Below are 21,542 nucleotides of genomic sequence, written 5' to 3'. Positions count from 1 at the left end.
ACAGATTATCCCCCCGCAAAGATCGTGCCCATCCGGGCACGCTGCGGGGGCTGGGGCTCGGCGTTGGGGCTCAGGGCTTGCGCTGGCGCAGCGCTTCGTACAGGCAGACGCCTGCGGCCACCGAGACATTCAGGCTTTCCACGGCGCCCTGCATCGGGATGCGCACCAGCTCGTCGCAGGTCTTGGCCGTCAACAGCCGCATGCCGGGGCCTTCCGCCCCAAGCACCAGCGCCACCGGGCCCGTCAGGTCCAGGTCATACAGCGTCTTTTCAGCCTGATCCGAAGTGCCTACCACCCAGATGTCACGTTCCTTGAGTTCGTTCAGGGCGCGGGCCAGGTTGGTCACCATCAGGTAGGGGACGGTTTCGGCGGCGCCGCTGGCCACCTTGGCCACGGTGGCATTCAGGCCGACCGCATGGTCCTTCGGCGCCACCACCGCATGGGCACCCGCGCCGTCGGCCACCCGCAGGCAGGCCCCCAGATTGTGCGGATCGGTGACGCCGTCCAGCACCAGCAGCAGCGGCGGCCCTTCAACCTCGTCCAGCACGTCGTCCAGCGAATGATGCTGGGCCACCGGCTTCACCCGGGCCACCACGCCCTGATGGCGATGGGTGCCACACAGCTTCAGCAGACGTTCGTCGTCACTGTCCACCAGCCGCGCCCCCGCCGCCGCAGCCTTCTCGAGAAAGCCGCGCATGCGCTGGTCTTTGCGGGTGGCGTCAAAAAGGATCTCCTGCACCGACGCCGGTGCCGTCTTCAGACGGACGGTGATGGCATGGAAGCCGAACAGGATCTGGGTCTTGCCGCCGGCCACAGCGGCGTCGTCGCCACCGGCCTTGGATGTTCTGGATGCGCTCATGGGCCCGATTGTCGCCGCTCCGGCGCTCAGAACCAGCCGAGCGCCTGGGCGCCCATCAGCGCACCAATCAGCACCGGCTGGTGCAGCATGTAGTAGGACAAGGACCACTGCCCCAGCACGCCCAGCGGCTGGAGCACCCGGGGGAGCGGTCGTTGCAGCAGGTCCTGCACCCTGCGCACCCGCATCAGCGCGCACCCCCACAGCATCGGCCCCAGCCAGGGCAGCACCGGCACGTAGTCTTCGGTCAGCGGCTTGTGGGTGACCAGCCCCACCCAATTGGTGGTGCGGGTGTCGAAGAAGGGATGGGCGATCCACAACGGCAGCAGCACCGCCACCAGCCCTAACAACACCAGCCAGCGTCCCGACAGCCGCGCGAAACCAAAGCGCACCAGGATCAGCATCAGGGCCATGCCGTGCAGCACCCCAAAACTGATGAAGGACCGCGGAAACATCCACCACGAGCCCAGCGACACCAGCAGCGCACACGCCATGATCTGGCCCCAACGGCGCCAGAAGCGTTCCGCACTCTGGTGCTGAGCCAGCGCCACGGCCTGCCCCATGCCCGCACACAGCAGGAACAGGCTGACGATGGCCGTGCGTTGCCAGGTCCAGAAGGGATCCCGATAGAAGTCCTGATGGATCAGACGGAAAAAGGCCAGATCGAAGCAGAAGTGGAAGATCGTCATCCACACCATGGCCACGCCGCGGAGGGCGTCCAGACGGCCATAGCGGGGCGTGGCCGACACTGAAGCCCGCTCCGAACTCGAGCTGGGGCCAGGGCTTGCAAATGGGGAGTGAGCCTGCGCATTCATCGGGCCGCAGTCTACCCAAGGCGGGCGGCCCGCCCGCGCTGGGGATCGTTTGTTTAGGGGAGGTCCTCGCCCCCCCAGCGACCCACTTAAAAGGGTCAGCCCTCACCGCGATACACACATGGCAGGCGTCAGGTGCAAACGGATGTGTCATTGAGTGCGCCTGCACTTCGCCGAGACGATGCAGCACCACATTCTTTCAAGGACTGCTGTGCTTTCACCTACTGCGGCGCAAAACCGCCTTCCCCCTGCCCGCCCCTCGGCGGTGTCCACTCTCATCAACACCTCATTGATGGCTACGGCAGCCGCGGTACTGGCCGCGTGCGGGGGCGGAGGCACCATCGGCCCGCCCACCACTGTGGATGTCATCACGCCAGCCGATCGGCCCTGTGCCGTGGCGGTCGCCACCCCGGCGTCCGGCGCCACGGATGTGCTGGTGAACGTCGAACCGACCGTCATTTCCACCGGTCCCAGTGCCGGCGCCTGCGCGGATCTCCGCCTGGCCGATGCCGAGGGCAACACCGTGCCCACCACCGTGCTGATCAGCAACGATGCACCGCATCCCGATGGGGGCGCGGTGAGCACCCTCTCCCTGCAACCGCAGGCCGACCTGTCCGCCGCCTCGACGTACAGCGTCTACCGGGGGAACGAACGTCTGTTCAACTTCACGACCGGAAATGGTCGAGCGGGCCTACCCGTCTTGGTGACCGATCTTCCGGCCGCCATGAAGGGTCTACCTGCTTTGACCACCTTCCAACCTGCGCAGATCAACGACCTGATTTCGGCGTTGGCGCTGGAGCTGGCCAACGGCAGTGAACTCGTGGCCAAGGCCATTGAAGCGACGCTGTCCAGCGAACTGCCCAACTTCTCCCATCCCAATGCCCAGTTCGCTGCGCGCATCCAGAAGATCACCTACACCAGCTCGCTGCCGGACGGCCGGTCGGTGACGCTGAGCGGTCTGATGGTGCTGCCGGTCCATCCGGACGGTTCCCCGCTGGACTATTCCCGCACACCGATGCTCATCGGCCAGCGTGGCGCCCAGGACAGCGAAACCCCTGGGCCCTCGTCCGGCAACCATGCTGAGCTGCTGCCGGGTCTGATGGCTGCGGGCCGGGGCCACATCTTCATCGCACCGGACCTGATCGGCGTGGGCGACACCGCCTCGCTGGAGCAGGCCTATCTCGTGGCCCGGGATACTGGCGTCCAGACCCGGGACATGCTGCGCGCCGTTCGGGCCCACCTGCGCCAGCAATATGGTGCCACCGACAGCCAGGATCTTCGAATTGTGGGAAGTTCCCAAGGCGGCTACTCGGTCTTCGCGGCCCTGCCCTATCTGGCGCCCATGGGTCCGGTGAAGCTGGTGAGCACCTTGGCGGGCCCTTTTGATCTGGACCGCACCTATACCAGCAACTTGTTGGCCCTGGCCGGCCAACCGAGGGACGCCTATTCCAAGCATGAAAATCTGAACCTGGTGCCGTCGCGCCTGAAGTCTTCTCTGGACGCATTAAAGTCCTACCAGCAGCTGGACTACGACCCGCAAAAGGTCTTTGATGCCAGCGGGGGGATCCAGGCGAGCTTTCTGGAGGACTTCAAGGCGGGTCGCTACAACCACCTGCGAGTGTTGTGGCGTTCCGGCAGTGCGGTGGGCAACAGCCAGCGTTATGTCATTCCGGAAGCCAAGGTGGTGCTGTATCACTTCAGCTCGGACCCCCTGGTACCCTCACAGAACACCTCGGACCTGCTGGCCAAGCTCAAAGGCTCGGATCAATCCGTGGGGTCCGTGGAACAGGGCAGTTGCCATGAATCGTCCCTCCTGACCAAGCTCATCCTGCAGTTTTCCAAGAGCCAACTGGTGAGGCACACCCTGTGTGCGGCCTACCAGTACAACGATCTGGTCGAGGAGTTGTGATCAGCGTGGTGCCAGCAGTTGCTGCACCCGCTGCCGATGCAGCCCTTGCACGGCGGGCAGCAGCGCCCCCAGGGACTGAAAGTCCAGGGACTGCATGGCGTCGGTGATGTCGCTGGCGAGGCCATCGGCCTCGCTGGAGGCGGTCAGCCCGGGGCGGCTGACCTGCTGCAATTGCTGGCCCAACACCAGGCGGGCCTGCGCCAGCCGGGGTTGGACCTGCAGCAACTGCCCCAGCGCCTCTCGCTGGCCGCTGGTGTCCTGCAGGTTCCAGCGCTGAGGCTGAAGGGCTTCCGGCGCTGGTTCCAGCATCGCCCGAACCGGTTGACCGCTGGGAAAACGCTTGCCCTCGCCACGCACCGTCATGCCGTCCCGCAGGGCCGGCCACTGGGCTTCGGACACCTGGAAGATGATGTCCTGTCCCTGCACTTGCAGTTGCAATCCCGCTGGGGCCAGGGCCTTGGCCAGTCCTTGCAACTGCTCTTGTGTGCCCTCGCCCTGCAGGGTGACCGACAACTGCACCGGCTTGGCGCTGGTGCCCGCTCCTTGCGGCACGGCTTGGCCGGGCAATTGCAGCCGCAGCGTTTCCCGGCCGCCGTGCTGCAACACGGCCAGATCCAGCCCTCGCAGCTTGAAGCGCTGGCGGGCGCTGGCGTCGGGGCTGTCAGCCGCCTGCAACTGGGCATCCACGCGCCCACCGGCCTCCTGCGGACGCTGCTCCCACAGTTGGCGCAACTGGTCCACCTGCTGGTTCAGGGTCTCCGACGGTGCGGCGCGCCGAGCCAGGGTGTCGCTGATCCCACTTTTGAGCTGCTGGACGCTGGATGCCAACCGGTCCAGGTAGTCCAGCCCTTGCTGCAGGCGTCCCAGCCGCTGTTGCTGGCCTGGCTGGCGAGCCTGCGGCAGGTCCGCGTCCGCGCGGAGCGTGGGGGCGGCCTCTCCTTCGGCCGTGACCAGCGCCAGCCCCTGGGAGGCGGTGCTGGTATCGGCCAAGGCTGCCCCCAGCGCCGAGAGGCTGAACGCTCCGCCCTGCCCGGCAGCCGCGCTCGGCGCGAGGGCGCTGCCACTGCCCAGCGCAGCGCGCGAGGCAGGGGAAGGAGTGGCCGGTGCGAGCAGGGACTGCATGGGTGGCTCTCAGGTAGGGCGCGGAAGGTGGGGGCGGAGCGACGGGGCGGAGCGACTAGGCTGAACGACAGGGCTGAGCAAGAAGGCTCAGGAAATGGCGTCGAACAGGCTCAGCGCGCTCACTTTGGCATACGCCTTTTGTGTCGCCTGCAGCGCCAGGGTGTAGCTGTTCAGTCGCGTGGCCGCTTCGCCGTAGTCGATCTGGCCGATGTCCAGCGCAGCCTGCTGGTTGGACAGGCTGACCGACGCGTGGTTGCTGTCCAGCGTCTCCAGAATGTTCTGACGCCCCCCCAACTGGCCAATCTTGCTGGACACCGAATTCAGCGTCTGGTCCAGCGCCGTGATCATCGCGGCAACGTTGGCATGGGCGCCTTCCGCCGTCACCCCGGGGGCGGCCAACTGGACGGTCAGCGCATTGAGCTGCTGCAAAAAGCCGCCCATGGCCTCCAGCGTCACGTTGGCGGAGACGGTCATGTTGTCGGCCACGGCGACCTGCTGCGTCTGGGTGTTTCCCTGAAACGCATAAGCCGCATCCACGGTGGGTTGATCACTGGCCGTACCGGAAAACAGGTAGCGCCCTTCCGCGTTCTTGCTGTTGGCGAGGTAGAGCAGGCTGTCGTGCAGGGTCTTGATCGAGCCGGACATGGCATTCAGGTCGTCGCCGGTGTTGCCGGCGTCGGCGGCCCACACCAGCAGGTCGCGGGTGGCTTGCAGGTCGTCCTTGATGCTGTCCAGGGTCACTTCGCTGGTCTTCAACCGGCTCTGCAGCGCGCCGATGTTGTCCCGGTACTGCGTCAGCGATGCCTCCTCCCGCGACAGGCGGGACAGGCGCAGCGTGGCAATGCTGTCGTCGGACGGTTTCAGCACCCGCTTTCCCGACGCCATCTGCTGCATGACATGCGTCAAGCCTTCATTGGCGGCCTGCAGGGCGCTGTTCATGGTGGTGTGGTACTGATTGCTGGCGATGCGCATGATCGGCTCCTGATCAACCCAGCATGGCCAGGGTGCTGTCAAACAACTGGTTGGCCACGGCCACCACCTTCATGTTGGCCTGATACATCTGCTGGTACTGCATCAGGCTGATTGCTTCCTCGTCGGTATTGACGCCGCTGCTGGACTTCCAGTTTTCTTCGGCCTGATCACGGACGGTGGTCGCGGTAGTTTGGGAGGCCTGATTCAGGCTGCTGGCCACCCCCAGCTTGCCCACCAGCTGGGTGAACACGTCGCCCAGCACCACGGCGCTGGTGCCGGAGGCGTTGCCCTTGGGGTCGAAGGTGGTCAGGGTCAGGGTCTGATGCTTCAGGCCCACCAGCGCGGTCAGGTTGCCGCTGTCCCCGCTGACCGTGGCACTGCTGGAGAACGCCAGATCGGCAGCGGCGAGACCGGTCAGCTTGAGCCGGCCGGAGCTGGTGTCGAACAGCGGTTGTCCTGGCGTGGCGGCGGGCGGCGCAAAGCCGGCGGCCAATTGGGTGTTGAACGCATTACCCAAGCCCAGGGCCAGCTCGCTGATGGTGGTGGCCATTGGCTTGAGCACCTGCTGCTGGAGGTCCGCCAGACCGCCCAACTGCCCACCCAGGCCCACATCCGAAAACGTGAATTGGGTGCTGGCGAACTGAATCTTCAGTTGCCCCGGCCCATCGGTGGCCAAGGTGGCGGCATCGGCCCCGACCACCAGCGGCTGCCCGCCCTTCAAGGACACGCTCTTGGCGCCGTCCGGCGTATCCACCACCTGCACGCTGACCAGATCGGACAAGGCCTTGATTTTTTCATCACGCGCGTCCTGCAGGCCGGCGTCGTTCAACCCGGCGCTGCGGCCTGCGGCAATCTGCTTGTTCAGCAAGGCGATGTCCTGCGTCAGCGTATTGACCTGGCTGACCACGCCCTGGCGCTGGGATTCGATGGTGGTCTGCTGGTTCGCCAGCAACTGCTGCAGGCTGTCAAACCGCTTGACCAGCCCATCAGCGGCCGTGATCACCGCCTCCCGCAGCGGCCCCGACTCCGGCTGCACGCTGGCGGCGTTCAGCGCGGCAAAAAACTGGTCAATGCCCTCATTGATATTGGCAGTGTCGTCCGACATCACCTGTTCCAACTGCGTCAGATAGGCCTGACCGGCCTTGTACTGCCCCAGACTGCTGGTGGCCTGCCACAACTGCAGATTCTTGTAGCCGTCGGAAAACCGCAGCAGTGAGGACACCTGCACACCGGAGCCGCCTTGTGGCGTCTGCAGCGACCCCAGCAGCACGCCCTGGCGGGTATAGCCGGGCGTCATTGCATTGGCGACGTTCTGGCTGGTGGCATTCAAGGCGGCTTGCGCGGCCAGTGCGCCGGTAAGGCCATTCAGGATGATGCTCATGGCGGGGGCGAAGTCTGGGGGTGGGGGAATGACGCAGGCCAGCGCGAGGGGCGCCGGACCGGCTTCACCGTTCCTTGGAAGAAGGCGACGCGGCCGGGCTTTCACTTAAATGCGGCAGCACCTGTTTCAGCATCAGATCGGCGATGCCGAACGCCCGCTGCTGGGCCAGGGCGTCGGCCACCAGCCCATCGGCCAGGTCCAGCATGTCCTGGTTCACGCGTTTACTGTCGGCGCTGTCCTCATCGGCCAGGGCGCGGGTGCCGGCGCGCATCTGGCTGATCATCTGCTTGATAAAAAACGCCTCAAATTTCACGGCGGCGTCGGTGGCCTGGGCCTTGACGCGGGCTTCTGCGTCCGGCTTGTTGTCCAGCGGCACGGGTGTGTTCTGCGGCAGATCGATCATGGATAAAACTCCGTTCGGGTGTCAGATCAACTGCATCAGATCACCTGAAGCTCGCCTTCGATGGCGCCGGCCTGATCCAGGGCTTGCAGGATGGCCATCAGGTCATCCGGGTTGGCGCCGATGCTGTTCACCATATCCACGATGGACTGCAGCGAGGTTCCGGCGGGCCAGCGGAACATCCGCCCGTCCCCCTGGTCCACCCGCACCTGGGACTGCGGCACCACCTGGGTCTTGCCCTGGCTCAAGGGATTGGGCTGGCTCACCTGCGGCGTTTCGCTGATCACCACCTTCAGCGAGCCATGCGACACCGCTGCGGCCCTCACCTTCACGCCGTCGGCGATCACGACCGTTCCGGTGCGTGAATTAAAGATCACACGGGGCAGAGCGGCTGCTGCGTCCACGCTCAGCCCCTCCAGGCGTGCCACGAAGGCCACCCGTTCGGTGCTGCCGGCGGGGGCGCGCACCATCACGCTGGTGCCGTCGCGTGTGGTGGCTGTGTCCACCCCGAAGCGTTCATTGACTGCATTCACGATCTTGGTGGCGGTCTCGAAGCTGGGGCGCTTGAGGTTCAGCACCACCTCTGGCCGGGACCCGAAATCCGACTCGATTTCCCGCTCGATGCTTGCCCCATTCGGCACCCGTCCGGCGGTGGGTGTATTAACGGTCACGCTGGAGCCGCTCTGCCCTTGTGCATTGAGCCCGGTCACCACCAGATTACCCTGGGCCAGCGCATAGACCTCGCCATCGGCGGCATGCAGTTCGGTGAGCAGGAGCGTACCTCCGCGCAGGCTCTTGGCATCTCCCAACGACGACACCGTCACATCAATGGTTTGGCCGCGCCGATAGCCACTGGGAAACATGGCGCTCACCATCACGGCGGCCACATTGCGCGACTTTGCTTCGGTCCGCTCGGGCAGCTTCACCCCGAACTGCTTCACCAAATTGGACACGGACTGCCCGGCGAACTTCACCTGGGTACTGTCGCCGCTGCCGTTGAGGCCGACCACCAGCCCATACCCCAGCAATTGGTTCTCCCGCACTCCTTCCACGTTGACCAGTTGGCGCACGGTCTGTGCGGCCTCGGCGCTGAGACCCAGGGTCACAAGAACAAATGCAAGCAACAACTTCAACATCATCACCACCCCTTAAAAGCGTTTAGTCCGTCTCTTGAATGCCGGCCTTGACCCTCACCCAGGACGCCTCTCACCCATCACACACCGCCAACACGATTCACCCCAGCCCCCGGCGTCCGTTGGGATCCGCCTGCACTCACCGGCACGTACCGGTGCTCACGCCCCCCGGATCCTGATCGGTCGCATCGGGACTGTGGCGGGACGCGGTGCAACGAAAGGAAGAGGACTGGGGTCCTGTTTTCGTAAGTAAAGAAGGGAATGGCTGGCGGAGCCAGACAGGAATGACATGGAGAAAACAGGGCCCCAGTTCTCTTCCGTTGCTCCGGCCTGTGCATGCGCGGCCTCACCTCGGCTCCGGCCCCCGTTGGCGTCCGCAGCCGCGCCCAAAGCCCAAGCCCAAGCCCAAACCCAAAAGCCAAAAGCCAACCCGACACCCCCACCCCAAGCCCCTCAGAGCAACTCAACTCAAATCGGCGCCCAAGGCGACACAAACCACCTCGTCAACCACCCTGGTGTATTGGCATCCGCCAACGCCCCACGCCCGCTGTACAGAATCCTCGCATTCGCCACCCGCTGCGACGACACCCGGTTGTCGCTATCCACATCCGCCGGCCGCACATACCCCGCCACCCGCACCAATTCTTCGCCCTGATTCAGCGTGAGGCTCTTCTCCCCGGCCACGCGCAGCAGCCCGTTGCCCATCACCTCCTGCACCACCACCGTGATGGCGCCCTGCAGCGTGTTCTGCTGGGAGCTTGCTGCGCTGCCGGTGAAATCCCGATCCGCGCCCAGGCTGTAGGACCGCGTCTTCCCATTCAGGTCCATGGTCAACCCATGGCTGCTGTCCTTGCCCATCTGGGTATCGGCCTTCTTGGATGCTTGCGTCGCCTCCTCCAGCACCACCGTCAACACATCCCCGGACCGGAACGCCCGTGTATCCGCGATCAGGCTGGCGCTGCGCCCTGCCACAAACACTCCACCGCCGGCCGGCCGAGGGGTGGCGGCGATGGGCAAAGGCAACTGCCCCGGATCGTTGCTTGGCCACGCGGGTGGTGCGATGGTGCTGCAAGCCGAGAGGGCCACCAGCGCGACCATCGCTGGCACCAGAAGGAGTGTGCGAGCGGCCTTCATGATCAGCGCGCCGCCTGTGCCAACACCTGCAGCATGTTGTCCGCTGCGGACAGCACCTTGGTGTTCATCTCATAGGTTCGCTGGGCGGCGATCATGTCCACCATTTCCTCCACCACCTGCACGTTGGACCCTTCCAGCGACCCCTGCTTCAGCGTGCCCAGGCCGTTCTCCCCCGGCACGCCTTCCGTCGGTGTGCCGCTGGCCACCGACTCCTGGAACAGGTTGTCGCCCAAGGCCATCAGCCCGGCGGGGTTCAGGAAATGGGTCAACCGGAGCTGACCCAGCTCCGTCGGGGTCGCACTGCCGGCCACTCGTGCCGTCACCATCCCGTTCTCACCGATCGTGATGGCGGTCGCCGTTGCCGGCACCGTGATCTCCGGCTGGATCCGCAGTCCCTGCGCATTCACCAACCGACCTTCCGCATTGATCTGCAACTGCCCCGCGCGGGTATACGCCGCGCGGCCATCCGGCCCTTCCACCTGCAAAAAGCCATTGCCCACAATCGCCACATCCAGGCTCTGGCCGGTCGATTGCAGACTGCCGTTGGTGAACACCTTCTGCGTCCCCACCAACCGCGTCCCGTTGCCCAACTGCACGCCGGTCGGCGCCGCCGTTCCGTCGCTCCCCTGCGCGCCGGGCTGACGCTCCACCTGATAGAACAGATCTTCGAACATCACCCGGTCGCGCTTAAAGCCCACCGTGTTGACGTTGGCCAGGTTGTTGGCAATGGCCTGCAGCTTGGCATCCTGAGCCTGCACGCCGGTCTTGCTGATCCACATTGCTGGGTTCATGAAGCACTCCTTTGCTTGATCTGTGTCGTCATTCGCGCATCAGGCGGTTGCCGGTATCGGCCATGCCGTCCGTGGCCTTGTAGAGCCGCATCTGCAGCTCAAAATCCCGCGCCAGATTCATCGTGGCCACCATCTCTTCGACGGCGGACACATTGCTGGATTCGAGCTTGCCCGCCGCCACCTTCACCGTGGCATCGGTGTCCGGGCTGCTGCCGTCACGCGTCACCAGCAGGCCGGCCTCGTTCTTGGTCAGCGTGGCGAAGTCCGGCTTGACCAGCTTCAGCTTGTCCACCGGCTGCATCTCGGTCGCGCCGCCGCTGAGGATGGACACCGTGCCATCGGCCAGGATCTCCAGACGGTCATGCGGCGGCAGCACAATCGGCCCGCCCTCGCCCAGCACCGCATGGCGCCCCAGCAGCAAGCGGCCGTCCGCGTCCAGCGTGAAGTTGCCGGAACGGGTGTAGGCCTCCGCGCCGTCCGGCCCGTTCTGCGCCACGGCAAACAGCCCGTCGCCCTGCACCGCCACATCCAGCTCGCGGCCGGTCTCCCGCTGGCTGCCGGCACGGGCGCTGATCACATCCGAACGCTCCTGCGCCAGATGGCGCGCGTCGTAGCCATACCCTTTCACCTGTGCGGCGCTGGCCTGCTCCAGGTTGGCCCGGAAGCCGGCCGTCTCCAGGTTGGCCAGATTGTTGGCATGCACGGCCTGGGCGCGCTGAATGCGCTCCCCGCCACTCATCACGGTGTAGATCAGGGCGTCCATCGTGCGGTCCTCAGACGGCCTGCATCAGGGCCTGCATCACGTCGTTCTCGGTCGAGATGACCTTGGTGTTGGCCTGATAGTTGCGCTGGGCGCTCATCAGATTGACCAGCTCGCCGGTGATGTCGACGTTGGACTGTTCCAGCGAGCCTGCCGCCAGCTTGCCGGCCGTGCCCGCGCCAGGGCGCGAGTACAGCGCCACGCCGCTGGTCAGGCTGGAGGACCAGCTGGTTTCGCTCAGCGGCGTCAGGCCGCTTTCATTGGCGAAGGTGGCCAGCGCCAGGGTGCCGACCGTCTGCTTCTCGCCATTGCTGTAGGTGGCCACCAGCGAGCCGTCCTCGCTGAGGCTGGTCCCGGTCAGCGTGCCGGCGGCATAGCCGTCGGTGGCATTTGTCAGCGTCGTGGTGTCGCCAGCGAACTGGGTGGTGCCGGTGTAGTCGATGGCCAGGGCGATCGGATCGGCACCATTGGTCGGTGTGGCGTTCAGCGTCACCGTGGGCACGGCCGTCAACTGGCCCTGGGCATTGAAGTTGAGGGTGGCGCCCACGCCCGCCGGGGCGGCGCCGTCGAAGCTGTAATAGGCATCGGCGGTGCCGGTGCCGGTCTTCACGAAGTACTGCGTCACGCTGTGCTTGGTGCCCAGCGAGTCATAAATCACCGAGGTCACCGAGCTGTTGTAGGTGAGCGGATCGTCCTTGTTGAACGGCGTGGCGGTCGGTGTCGTCCAGTCGGCGCTGAGGTTGCCGTTGAAGCTGAGCTTCTCGCTGGCCTGGGCCGGAATCTGGCCGGTGGCCACCTTCAGATCCCCAAAGGCCCCCAGGCCCGCGCCCTCCACCGGCTTGCCATTGGCATCCAGCACGGCGGCATAACCCTGCGCCTTGCGGCCCAGGCTGTCGATCACGAAACCGTCCTTGTCCACGCTGAAGATGCCCACGCGGGTGAACACCGTCTGGCCGGCATCGTCCTTCACGGCAAAGAAGCCTCGCCCCTGGATCATGGCGTCCATGCCCCGGCCGGTGTTGAACAGGCCGCCGCCAATGTCGAGGCTCTGCGACACCGAGCTGGCTTCCACACCATTGGCATGGCTGTCGGCATACATCGCCGAGAAATTGGTGCGGCTCGACTTGAAGCCGTAGGTGCCGGAGTTGGCGATGTTGTTGCTGATGGTTTCCAGGCTGGCGTTGACCGCGTTGATGCCGGAGCGTGCGATTTCAAAACTCATGAGGGCCTCCGTGGGGCTGTGATGCGGGACTGCTGGGACAGGTTGGAAAGGGTCGAAGGAGGAGCTGCCGCGGCCCGTCAGGAACCGACGCGCCCCTTGAACTGCGTGATCGACTGGCTGGTGACTTCACCCACGCCGGCCAGTTGCAGCATGACGTTGCCATCGGCGGACAGCCGGACGCCGTCCAGGCGGGCCAGCGTCTCCACCGACACGCTCTGCTTGTTCTGCGTCTCGATGCTGAGGCTGTAGGTGCCGTTGCCCAGCCCGAGCTTGGCCGGGTCCAGGGTGTAGGCCTGCTCGCCCTTGCCCAGCGAGCCCAGCTCCACGCGCTGCGCGCGGCCGTCGCTGCCGGTGATCACCAGGGTGTTGCCACGGCTGGAGGCATCCAGCGTGAAGCGCAGGTCCACCGGCTGGCCGGAGAGCGAGACGGAAGAGACCGCCGCCTGCAGCGTCGATCCGACCTGCGCGCCCAGGGTCATCAGTTGAAGACTGGCCAGCATGCTGGTGTTGGTCTGGCCCTGCGAGGTGAGCTGCTGCATCGACTCGACCTGGCTGAGCTGGGTGAGCTGGCTGACGAACTGCGAGGGGTCCTGCGGTGACAGCGGGTCCTGGTTCTTGATCTGGGCCACCAGAAGCGTGGTGAACAGGCTGCTGAGGTCGCCGTTGGCGGCGATGCCCGTCCCGGTCGAGGACGTGCTGCTGGACGTGGTGTTGGTGACGGCAGTGCTCATGGGGGGCTCCGTGTGAGGTCTTGAAGATCAGTTCTCGCCCAGGCGCAGCAGGGATTGCTGCATGGACTTCAGCCGGGACAGCACTTCGACATTGGTTTCGAAGGCCCGTGAGGCGGAGAGCATGTCGGTCATCTCCGCCACCGGATTGACGTTCGGGTAGAAGACCTCGCCGTTTTCATTGGCCAGCGGGTTCTCCGGCTCATAGGCCTTGCGCAGCGGCTCCTGGCTTTCCACCACATCCAGCACCTGCACGCGGGTCCCGGCCAGTTGCTGATCGCCCAGCCCTTCGCGGGCGGCCAGCGCAGCAAACACCGGCTTGCGAGCGTGATAGGTGTTGTCCTGCGTGCCGGACGCGGACTGCGCATTGGCCAGGTTGCTGGCAATCGTGTTGAGCCGCACCGTCTGGGCCGACATGGCCGAGCCGGCAATCTGGCTGATCTGCTTGAAGGACATCGCGTCTCTCCCCTTATTGACCGTCAATCGCCTTGGCCAGACCCTTGAGCTTCATGTTCACGAAGGTCAGGCTGGTCTGGAAATCCAGGGCGTTCTGTGCAAAGGACGCCTGCTCCACGCCCAGCTCGACGGTGTTGCCGTCCTGAGAGGGGTGGTAGGGCACGCGGTACATCAGGTCCTGCCCGCTGGTGTCCAGCGGCAGTTCGTGGGCAAATCCATCCCCGGACCCGAGGGCCGACTGCAGCGACGCGGCAAAATCAAGATCCCGTGCTTGATATCCCGGCGTGCTGACGTTGGCAATGTTGGAGGCCAGGACCTTGGTCCGCTCCGCCCGCAGCCGCAGTGCATCGTCGTGGACACCGGCCGCCTTGCTGAAATCGATGCTCATGCGAGTTCCCCTTCTATTCGTTGGCCTGATGGCCTGGATGACTGGCGCCCTGGCGGCGCTGCCCGCAGCCACGGCCGACCTGGATACCCAGGTGGTCGAAGTTGCCCGGCGCGCCCTGTTGGACCAGGCCGATCAGGCCGGCCTGCTGGCCGCCGATGTGCAGCTGACCCAGCCGGCGCCCCGCCCCCGGCCGGCCTGCCCGGCCGGCTGGGACATTGCGCTGCAGGACAGCCGCAGCCTCGGCCGTATCCGGCTGGTGGCCCGTTGCCTGGACGATGCCGCCCGCGTGGCGCCGCAGGACTACCTGCTGCGCGCCACGCTGAGCGCGGAAGTGCTGGTGATGACCCAGGCGGTGAACACCGGCCAGGCGGTCAGTGACAGTGATGTGCAACTGCAGCGTCGCGACATCAGCCAGACCCTGGATGCGCTCTCCACGCTGGACACCGGCCTGGCGGCCCGCACCAGCCTGAAGCCGGGCCAGGTGCTGCAGAAGCGCCTGCTGGTGGCGGCGGTCCTGGTGCGCCGGGGCGATGCGGTGCGCATCCTGGCCAGCCGCGACGGCGTGCGCGTGGAAGGCCAGGGTGAAGCGCTGGACAGCGGGGCCCGCCAGGGGCTGATCCGCGTGCGCAACATCAACAGCGGACGCATCATCCAGGCCCGTGTGCTGGACGTCGGCATGGTGGAACCGGCCGACCTGCGCTGACCGGCTGCTCATGGCGTGCCTCCCTGGATCCGGGCGGCCACACGCGCCAGCTTGTCCGCATAGTCGGGATCGGTGGCGTAACCGCCGCGCTGCAGGGCCTGGCCGTAGGCCCGGGCATCGGCCCCGGTCCCCAGCGCGCCCTGATAACGCTGGCTGCTGCTGATCAGGCTGGCCAGATCCTGGAAGGACTGCGCGGGCGAGGCATAGGCGCGGAATGCCGCCTGGCGGGCGACGGCGGTTCCGTCCTCCACCTCGGTGGTTGCGGCCATGGCCACCTCACCGGTCCAGCTCCCGCCGGCCTTGATGCCAAAGAAGTTGTGGGTGCTGGCACCGTCGGCACGACGGATCGGGGCACGGCCCCAGCCGGTTTCCAACGCCGCCTGCGCCGTCAGCACTTCAGGAGACACGCCCAGGCGGCCTGCGGCCTCGCGCGCCAGCGGCAGCACCTGTTCCACGAACGCCTGCTGCTGCGCCGGGCTGGCGGCAGAGGCCGCATCGGCGCCGGAGGCGGTGACTGCGGCGCCCGAGGTCCGTGATGCCTCCGTGCCGCTGGAGAACGCCCCCTGCAGCTGTTGCCGGTGCCAGGCGCCTTCAGGGCTCAACGATGCGCCGCCCTCCCCTTGTTCGATGTAGCGTGTGACTTCCCGCTGGAGCTGCTGATAAAGCGCGCCGAAGCGCGGGGTGTCCGCCCCCCCGGTCACGGCGCTGCTGGCCGAGGCCATGCGCACCGCTCCGGTCGAGGCCGTGCCCCCAGCGCTGCCGGGCAGCGCGGGAAAATCGCCCATGCGGAAGTCAGCGTTGCGCATACACATGCTCCTCGCGACCCAGCAGTTGCTGCATCAGCGCCTGCTGCTCGGTGATCAGCTCGCAGTTGCGCAGGTTGAGCGCCTTGCAACTGGTCAGCGCCTGCTCCAGCGCCCGCCACTGCACCGCCAGCGGCTGGGCCAGGCTGGCGGGCAAACGCTGCAGCAAGGCCCGCACGCTGGGCTCGATGGCACTGCCCAGCAGCGCCACCAGCAGCTCACGGCGGCGGGCCCGCTGCACGTCCAGCGCCGCCACCTGGGTCAGGATGTCGTCGGCCAGGCCGCTCATGCGCGCCGCGTCATGCTGGAGTGCGGCATTGAACTGCTGGTCCAGCAATTGCCGCAGGCCGTCATAAGCGGCCAGGTCCTGGCGCAGGCCCTCGCCCAGTTGGCGCAGCAGCAGCGCCGCAGCACTCTCCGGGCCCGGCCGCACAGCAGCACCGGTGGGCGTGCTCATCACCGCGCTCATCACCGCGCTCATGAATGGCCTCCATGGAAGCGCTGGATGAGTTGGGCCAGACGGTCCGCATCAAAACGGATCTCACCGTTGGCCAGGGCATTGCGCAGCGCCGCCACCTTCAGCTCATCCACTTCCGGCATGGCCGACAGGGCGGCCTGCGCGGGCTTGAGGACGTCCGATTCCAGCGCTGCGGCCTGCAACGCCGGGCTGGTGGCGGTCGAGGTGATGGCGGTGTCGGCAGAGACACCGGCAGCGCCAGTGACCGGGTTCAGGGGGCCGTTGCTTGTGACTCTCATGCGATCACCTTTGGACTTGGTTTTCATGACGGCTCCTCAACGCGACGACGGGGCCGTTGCGTGGGAGAACCCGCGGACCTGTTCAGACGGATCCGAGGTGGTGCGGCCCCAGTCGCCGGGGCCATACATCTGGGCAATGGCGCGGGACTGGCTGCTGGTCAGCAGCATCAATTCAATGCGGCGGTTCACAGCGGCCTTCGGCGCTTCCGGATCCAGCGGGGCGGCATCGGCCATGCCACTGACCTGCAGCACGGAGGTCTCCGGCATGCCGCCCACCAGCAGCTCATGGCGAGCGGCCATGGCCCGGTGACTCGACAGCGCCCAGTTGGTGAAGGCGCCCGGCGCCTTGTCCTGATAGGCGGTGGCATCGGTGTGGCCCACGATCAGCACCTGATTGCGCACCTCCGCCAGCAGCGGCCCCAGCTTGCGCAGCAGCGCGCGCAGACGGGGGCCCGGCAGCGCACTGCCGCGTTCAAACATGCCGCTGGATTCGGTGTCGTGCAGTTGCAGCCGCAGGCCTTGCGCGGTCACCGCTGTGCGCAGATGCCCTTCCAGCCCTTCTTCCGCCGCCAGCCCGGCCACACGACGGGCCAGCGCCTGCAGCTGTTCAGGGGTGTCCAGGCTGGGTTTGCCCACACGGGCATCCGTCGGGCCGCGGGTGGGATCGCCCGGATTCATGTCCTCACTGCGGGCCGGCACCGGGTTGCGCTCGATCATGCTGCCGCGCGAACCCGCCGCCAGCGAATTGGTCATGCCCTGGCCGTCCTCGATCAGATTGGCACCGGCGTTTTGCAGCACCACCTGCAGGCGCTCCGAATTGCGCGACGCCAGCAGCCAGAGCACCAGGAACAGGCACAACAAGGCGAGGCAGAAGTCCGCAAAGGCCACCTTCCAGGCGCCGCCATGGGCCTCGTCCTCCTGCTTGCGCGACACCCGCTTGACGACCGTCTGATGGTCGCCACGGCTTGGCTTGAGGCTGATGACATCAGGCTGCACGGCGCTCCCCTTCCGGCGCGCGGTCGCTGGCGCGGCGGCGCGGTGTGGCCGTGTCGTCCTTGCCGCTCAACTGGTCGATCCAGATCTCCAGCTGTGCAAAGGTCGGCTTGATGTTGAGCTGCACCAGGCGCCGGCCCGCATCAATGGCCAGCAGCGGCGGCTTGCCCGCCACATGGGTCACCAGCACCACCTTGACCGATTCCAGCGACGCCAGCTCTTCGTGCACCAGTTGCTTCATCATGTTGGAGATCGGGTCCAGCACCCCATAACAGAAGAAGATGCCGATGAAAGTGCCGACCATGGCGGCGGCCACCATCACCGCGATCTCGCCGGTGCTGGCGCCTTCGGCCACGTTGTTCATCGCCATCACGATGCCCAGCACGGCGGCCAGAATGCCGAAGCCCGGCATGGCCTCGGCAATCTTGTGCAGCGAGCGCGACGGCTGGATCAGTTCTTCCTGGATGGCCTCCAGCTCCTGCTCCAGCACCCCTTCCAGTTCATGCGCGCTGATCTTGCCCATGGCCATCAGGCGGAAGTTGTCGACGATGAAGTGCAGCAGCTTCGGCTCGTTGAGGATGAGTGGATACCGCTGGAACAGCGCGCTCTGATGCGGTGCTTCCACATGGGCATCCAGCGCCTTGAGCCCGCCGGACGCGGCCTGCAGCAGTTCATACATCAGCAGCAGCAACTGGCGCTGGAACTCCTGGCCGTGGTGGTCCCGCTTCACCAGCTTCTTGAGCTGCAACAGCATTTCGGAGAGCACATGGCGCGGGTTGCCCAGCACGACGGCCCCCACGGCGGCCCCCACGATGATCAGCAGCTCCACCGGCTGCCAGATGACCCTGAAGCTCCCGCCGTGCAGCATGAAGCCGCCGAAGACACAGCCGAGGACGATGAGGATTCCGACGAAGGGTTGCACGTTCAGCCTCGCTGTAGAAAAGCGCGCATCTTGGCAAGCGCGGCCTTGTTGATCTGGGACACCCGGGCCTCCGTGAGATCCAGCACGGCGGCGATCTCCTTGAGGCTGGCATCGAATTCGTAATAGAGCTGGATGACCTTCTGCTCACGCTCGTTGAGGGCGGAGAGCGCCTGCGCAATCGAGCGTGTCACCATCAACTGCGCCTCGGGATTGCGCTGCTCGCTGGGCAGTTGCGCCAGGTCTTCCACCAGCTCGTCGAAGCTGGCCAGTTCCTCGGCCACCTCGGCCTGCAGAAAGTCCTGGTAGGCCTGCGGCGTGAGCTGCAGGTGCTGCAGGATTTCAGCCTCGGTCGGCTCCCGGCCCAGCGTGCGGGTGAGCGCGCGCAGGGCGTCGCGCTGCTTGTGGCTGTCCTGCCGCACGGTGCGAGGGCGCCAGTCCTGCCGGCGCAGTTCGTCCAGAATGGCGCCGCGCACCCGCAGGGCGGCAAAGCTCCCAAAACCGGCATCCGGCGCGCCATACCGGCGCAGCGCCTCCAGCAGCCCCATCAGGCCGATCTGTTCCATGTCCTCGCGGTCCATCACCGCGCTGGCCTGTGCCGACAGCTGCCGCACCACCCGCTTGACCAGGGGCGCGTATTCGCGCAGCGTGCGCTGCTCGAGGTCGACGCTCAGGCCCGCGGAAGCGACGGCTCCCCATTCGGCGTAGGCATGTTGCATGGTCGGCCGCCCTTATTCGATGATCAGCTTGCCGATCAGGGCCTCGGCGAACGGTGGCTCGCGACGCTCCGCCGCGTAGTTCGCCTGATAGGCCTTGTTGAGCAGTTGGGCGAACTCCTCGACACTCATGGCCGAGGCACTTTCCACCGTGTGCACCGACAAGGCCTTCACCGCCACGGTGCGCAGCAGCGGCAGATGCTCCTTGGTGCGCTTCTCTTGCTCGGGCAGCGTCTTGAAGACGATGTCCACCGCCATGTAGTGGGACACCGCCGAGCCGTTGGGGCCTCGCAGCATCACCAGCACCTTGTCCAGCGTCACGTACTTGTAGTCCGGCGCCGGCTTCACTTCTTTGGGCGCCTCGGTCTTGCCGTCGGCGGGCGGCTGGGCCCGGTGCGACTGCATCCACCACACCGCCGCACCCGCGCCGCCGGCTGCCAGCAGGGCCACGGCGCCGATCAGGGCGATGAGCTTGGCTTTGGTTTTCATCTTGTGGTTCTCCCGATCCTTGCGTCGCGGCCTCAGGCCTGCACCTGACGGGCCAGGGTCTCGTCGAAGCCGTCACCCGACAGCGCGGCGTCATCGGTCCAGGCCCGACCGGGCTGGCGTTGTGCATCGCGCTGACCGCCATGGGTGCCTTGCCCTTGCGGCTGCTGACCACCCGCCGCACCGTCGCGGCCCCGGCCGTCGCCGCTGGCCTGGGCCCCGCTGGCCACCTGCACCGACACGTCGCAACTGTGGCGCTGCACCAGGTCCTGGCGCAGCGGCTCGGCCATCTGGCGCAGTTGCTGGCGCACGTCGTCATGGGTGGCGCTGAGCTGGACCTGCAGCGCGCCGCCTTGCTGGCGTATGTCGATCTCGATGCGGCCCAGATGGGGCGGCATCAGGTGGAGGCGGGCCTGCTCACTGCGTTGCAGGATCTGCAACTGCAAGCGGTCGCCCAGGGCCTGCATCAACGGGTTTTGCCAGTCCTGGCCTTGGGTCGGCAGATGCAAGGTCGGTTCGGTCGTGACCCCTGCGCTGGGCGCGGCCGATGGGGTGAGACCGGTGCTCGACGAGTCCGCGATCGCGGCGCTCCAGCGTTGCAGCCCGGCCCAGGTGGAACCGTCGGTGCCCCCCCCGTTGTTCAAGGTCACGCCAGAGGCCAGCGCCGTATCCGTGGTGGTGTCCGCCGCGCTCTGCGACTTGACGCTCAGCAGTTGAGCGGCATCGGCGGCCACCGCGCCGGACAGGGCCGGTGCCGCTGTCGCGGACGGCGCATCCGACGCCGGCGCCCCGTCGCCCACGACGCCGGACAGCGCCGCGAAGGCGGCGACCGCTGGGGTGGGCAGACTGGGGGGCGTGGCGGCAGGAAGGAGGGTCGGCATCAGCAACAACAGCAGCGGCTGAGCCTCGGTGCTTGCATCGGGACTGGTGAGGTCATCCGCCCCATCCGACCCTTCGGCCGCCACCGGTGTGCCCTTGTTGCCGTGCGCATCCCCCGTCAACAGGCCGCTGCCGAGGGTATCAACAAGCCCAGCCAGGGCCTGGTGCAGCGTGGTGTCCGAGGCGGTCGGGGCGGTCTCGACGGCGTCCGTTTCAGTCGTGCCGCCTGCGGCAGCGCCCCTGGGGGGGACTGCACGCTCCTGGCCGGACTCGGGTTGCTCCGCCATCAGGCGCGAGAACGGCTGCTGGGCGCTGCGCTCATCCTCCGCAGCACCGGCGGTCACCGCGCGCTGGCTGCGAACGTCCTCACGCCTGGACGCCGCAGTGGCACGCCCGGCGTCCGACGACGCCCCCTGGGAGAGAAGAATCGATGTTGTGCTCATGGCTTCGGCTCCATGCCCCAGTCCTGGCTTTCCGCATAAGCGGACCATCCGCCGCGCTGCTGCTGCATCTGGTGAAGGGTCTGGCGCACATGCTCCAGTTCGTGATCGCAATCGCTGCGGACCTGCTGATGCACGGCCTGCAGATGTCGCAGGGCCTTGCGTTCGGTCGCATCCAGCCGGCCGGTGTCCAGCCGCCCGAGAAACTGCGCCAGCTCGGCATCGATGCTGGCCAGTGCGGCCCAGTGGCCGCTGGCGGCAGCCTCACGCAGGCGCTCGCCCAGGGACAGCAGCCGGCCGGTCACGGCAACCGTCTGATTGGTGGGCACCGGCACGGGGATGGGCATGGTCGGGTTCCTCATGGATGACGTCACGTGTGGGGCTCGCCGGCCGTCAGGCGTAACGGCCCATGACGCCCTGCCATCCGCCGCGGATCTGCCCCAGCAGCCGCTGCACTTCATCCACCACCGAAGCGTCCATGTCCACCCCGGCGCGGTAGAGGCGCTCGGCGCAGTAGTCGTAGAGGCGGGCGAGGTGGTGGACCACCTCGCCGCCGGCCTCCAGGTCCAGCGCGCTGGACAGGCCGTTGATGATGCTGACGCACTTGTCCAGGCTGGCGGCCTTCAGCTCGAAACGCCGGGCCTCGATATGCGCCCGCGCCCGTGCCAGCTCGTCCAGCAAGCCGTCCATCAGCACCAGTACCAGCTGGAGCGGGGAGGCTTGGGCGGTCTGGGCATGCAGGTGGACAGCCTGGTAGCTCTGATAGGCGTCGTAGCTCATGGT

General features: G+C 66.6%; 26 protein-coding genes. 2 read left to right on the top strand and 24 right to left on the bottom strand.

Translation table 11 applies throughout. The features are described 5' to 3' along the window. Nucleotides 1-70: 70 nt before the first annotated feature. Both rlmB and OU995_RS13030 read right to left on the bottom strand, forming a co-directional pair. Entirely contained in the window at nucleotides 71-859 is a 789-nt protein-coding gene (gene rlmB, locus OU995_RS13035; RefSeq protein ID WP_267835979.1) for a 23S rRNA (guanosine(2251)-2'-O)-methyltransferase RlmB, read from the bottom strand. A gap of 26 nt (nucleotides 860-885) precedes the next feature. Next, nucleotides 886-1,605 (bottom strand): heparan-alpha-glucosaminide N-acetyltransferase, encoded by a 720-nt coding sequence (locus OU995_RS13030; protein ID WP_324288748.1) that lies wholly within the window; start codon nucleotides 1,603-1,605, stop codon nucleotides 886-888. A 355-nt stretch (nucleotides 1,606-1,960) separates the two neighbouring features. Between OU995_RS13030 and OU995_RS13025 the strand changes: the two genes are divergently transcribed. Further along, on the top strand, nucleotides 1,961-3,577 hold the full coding sequence (locus OU995_RS13025) for a hypothetical protein (RefSeq protein WP_267835977.1): 1,617 nt from the start codon (nucleotides 1,961-1,963) through the stop codon (nucleotides 3,575-3,577). Here the strand turns inward: OU995_RS13025 and OU995_RS13020 are convergent, their stop codons facing one another. The 12 genes from OU995_RS13020 to flgB all read right to left on the bottom strand — a co-directional run bounded on the left by OU995_RS13020 (nucleotide 3,578) and on the right by flgB (nucleotide 14,064). Next, the gene (locus OU995_RS13020) at nucleotides 3,578-4,699 is read right to left on the bottom strand and encodes a hypothetical protein (protein WP_267835976.1); all 1,122 of its coding nucleotides are present in this window, start codon (nucleotides 4,697-4,699) and stop codon (nucleotides 3,578-3,580) included. A gap of 87 nt (nucleotides 4,700-4,786) precedes the next feature. Continuing rightward, nucleotides 4,787-5,671, bottom strand: a complete 885-nt coding sequence (gene flgL / locus OU995_RS13015) for a flagellar hook-associated protein FlgL (RefSeq protein WP_267835975.1) — start codon at nucleotides 5,669-5,671, stop codon at nucleotides 4,787-4,789. Nucleotides 5,672-5,684: 13 nt separating this feature from the next. After that, entirely contained in the window at nucleotides 5,685-7,052 is a 1,368-nt protein-coding gene (gene flgK / locus OU995_RS13010) for a flagellar hook-associated protein FlgK (RefSeq protein WP_267835974.1), read from the bottom strand. Nucleotides 7,053-7,116: 64 nt separating this feature from the next. Beyond that, the gene (locus OU995_RS13005) at nucleotides 7,117-7,455 is read right to left on the bottom strand and encodes a hypothetical protein (RefSeq protein ID WP_267835973.1); all 339 of its coding nucleotides are present in this window, start codon (nucleotides 7,453-7,455) and stop codon (nucleotides 7,117-7,119) included. Nucleotides 7,456-7,490: 35 nt separating this feature from the next. Next, nucleotides 7,491-8,591: a flagellar basal body P-ring protein FlgI gene (locus OU995_RS13000; protein WP_267835972.1), complete on the bottom strand. Its 1,101-nt coding sequence runs from the start codon at nucleotides 8,589-8,591 to the stop codon at nucleotides 7,491-7,493. A 462-nt stretch (nucleotides 8,592-9,053) separates the two neighbouring features. Next, nucleotides 9,054-9,719, bottom strand: coding sequence for a flagellar basal body L-ring protein FlgH (gene flgH / locus OU995_RS12995; protein WP_267835971.1), 666 nt, complete (start codon nucleotides 9,717-9,719; stop codon nucleotides 9,054-9,056). Between the two features lie 2 nt (nucleotides 9,720-9,721). After that, on the bottom strand, nucleotides 9,722-10,510 hold the full coding sequence (gene flgG, locus OU995_RS12990; protein ID WP_267835970.1) for a flagellar basal-body rod protein FlgG: 789 nt from the start codon (nucleotides 10,508-10,510) through the stop codon (nucleotides 9,722-9,724). A 28-nt stretch (nucleotides 10,511-10,538) separates the two neighbouring features. Beyond that, nucleotides 10,539-11,273, bottom strand: a complete 735-nt coding sequence (locus OU995_RS12985) for a flagellar basal body rod protein FlgF (RefSeq protein WP_267835969.1) — start codon at nucleotides 11,271-11,273, stop codon at nucleotides 10,539-10,541. Between the two features lie 10 nt (nucleotides 11,274-11,283). After that, nucleotides 11,284-12,492, bottom strand: coding sequence for a flagellar hook protein FlgE (locus tag OU995_RS12980; protein ID WP_267835968.1), 1,209 nt, complete (start codon nucleotides 12,490-12,492; stop codon nucleotides 11,284-11,286). A 77-nt stretch (nucleotides 12,493-12,569) separates the two neighbouring features. Then, nucleotides 12,570-13,223 (bottom strand): flagellar hook capping FlgD N-terminal domain-containing protein, encoded by a 654-nt coding sequence (locus tag OU995_RS12975; protein ID WP_267835967.1) that lies wholly within the window; start codon nucleotides 13,221-13,223, stop codon nucleotides 12,570-12,572. 27 nt (nucleotides 13,224-13,250) lie between these two features. Next, nucleotides 13,251-13,676, bottom strand: a complete 426-nt coding sequence (gene flgC / locus OU995_RS12970) for a flagellar basal body rod protein FlgC (protein ID WP_267835966.1) — start codon at nucleotides 13,674-13,676, stop codon at nucleotides 13,251-13,253. Between the two features lie 13 nt (nucleotides 13,677-13,689). Then, entirely contained in the window at nucleotides 13,690-14,064 is a 375-nt protein-coding gene (flgB, locus tag OU995_RS12965; RefSeq protein ID WP_267835965.1) for a flagellar basal body rod protein FlgB, read from the bottom strand. On the opposite strand from flgB, the gene flgA reads away from it, so the two are divergent. After that, nucleotides 14,063-14,767 (top strand): flagellar basal body P-ring formation chaperone FlgA, encoded by a 705-nt coding sequence (flgA, locus tag OU995_RS12960; protein ID WP_267835964.1) that lies wholly within the window; start codon nucleotides 14,063-14,065, stop codon nucleotides 14,765-14,767. The genes flgB and flgA overlap by 2 nt on opposite strands. Nucleotides 14,768-14,775: 8 nt before the next feature. Here the strand turns inward: flgA and OU995_RS12955 are convergent, their stop codons facing one another. From OU995_RS12955 to fliS, 10 genes are read right to left on the bottom strand one after another with little or no spacing between them, the layout of a single operon-like run. After that, nucleotides 14,776-15,573, bottom strand: a complete 798-nt coding sequence (locus OU995_RS12955) for a glucosaminidase domain-containing protein (protein WP_267835963.1) — start codon at nucleotides 15,571-15,573, stop codon at nucleotides 14,776-14,778. Next, nucleotides 15,560-16,051, bottom strand: a complete 492-nt coding sequence (locus tag OU995_RS12950) for a flagellar protein FlgN (RefSeq protein ID WP_267835962.1) — start codon at nucleotides 16,049-16,051, stop codon at nucleotides 15,560-15,562. Before OU995_RS12950 ends, OU995_RS12955 begins: the two co-directional genes overlap by 14 nt. After that, a complete protein-coding gene (gene flgM, locus OU995_RS12945) occupies nucleotides 16,048-16,326 on the bottom strand; it encodes a flagellar biosynthesis anti-sigma factor FlgM (protein ID WP_267835961.1) in 279 nt (92 codons plus the stop codon). The genes OU995_RS12950 and flgM overlap by 4 nt, the downstream gene beginning before the upstream one ends. A gap of 36 nt (nucleotides 16,327-16,362) precedes the next feature. Continuing rightward, nucleotides 16,363-17,322: a flagellar motor protein MotB gene (locus OU995_RS12940; protein ID WP_267835960.1), complete on the bottom strand. Its 960-nt coding sequence runs from the start codon at nucleotides 17,320-17,322 to the stop codon at nucleotides 16,363-16,365. After that, complete coding sequence (gene motA / locus OU995_RS12935; RefSeq protein ID WP_267835959.1) at nucleotides 17,312-18,241, bottom strand: flagellar motor stator protein MotA; 930 nt, start codon at nucleotides 18,239-18,241, stop codon at nucleotides 17,312-17,314. Before motA ends, OU995_RS12940 begins: the two co-directional genes overlap by 11 nt. 2 nt (nucleotides 18,242-18,243) lie before the next feature. Then, entirely contained in the window at nucleotides 18,244-18,957 is a 714-nt protein-coding gene (locus tag OU995_RS12930) for a FliA/WhiG family RNA polymerase sigma factor (RefSeq protein ID WP_267835958.1), read from the bottom strand. A gap of 12 nt (nucleotides 18,958-18,969) precedes the next feature. Then, entirely contained in the window at nucleotides 18,970-19,443 is a 474-nt protein-coding gene (locus OU995_RS12925; RefSeq protein ID WP_267835957.1) for a flagellar basal body-associated FliL family protein, read from the bottom strand. Nucleotides 19,444-19,475: 32 nt separating this feature from the next. Further along, on the bottom strand, nucleotides 19,476-20,762 hold the full coding sequence (locus OU995_RS12920) for a flagellar hook-length control protein FliK (RefSeq protein ID WP_267835956.1): 1,287 nt from the start codon (nucleotides 20,760-20,762) through the stop codon (nucleotides 19,476-19,478). Beyond that, nucleotides 20,759-21,106, bottom strand: a complete 348-nt coding sequence (locus OU995_RS12915) for a flagellar protein FliT (protein WP_267835955.1) — start codon at nucleotides 21,104-21,106, stop codon at nucleotides 20,759-20,761. Before OU995_RS12915 ends, OU995_RS12920 begins: the two co-directional genes overlap by 4 nt. 46 nt (nucleotides 21,107-21,152) lie before the next feature. Then, nucleotides 21,153-21,539 (bottom strand): flagellar export chaperone FliS, encoded by a 387-nt coding sequence (fliS, locus tag OU995_RS12910; protein WP_267835954.1) that lies wholly within the window; start codon nucleotides 21,537-21,539, stop codon nucleotides 21,153-21,155. Nucleotides 21,540-21,542 lie beyond the last annotated feature (3 nt).

The organism is Roseateles sp. SL47 (assembly GCF_026625885.1).
In the GTDB taxonomy this organism is placed as follows: Bacteria; Pseudomonadota; Gammaproteobacteria; order Burkholderiales; family Burkholderiaceae_C; genus Roseateles.
Note: the sequence above shows the minus strand (reverse complement) of the source record. Positions and strands in the feature narration are given on the sequence as shown.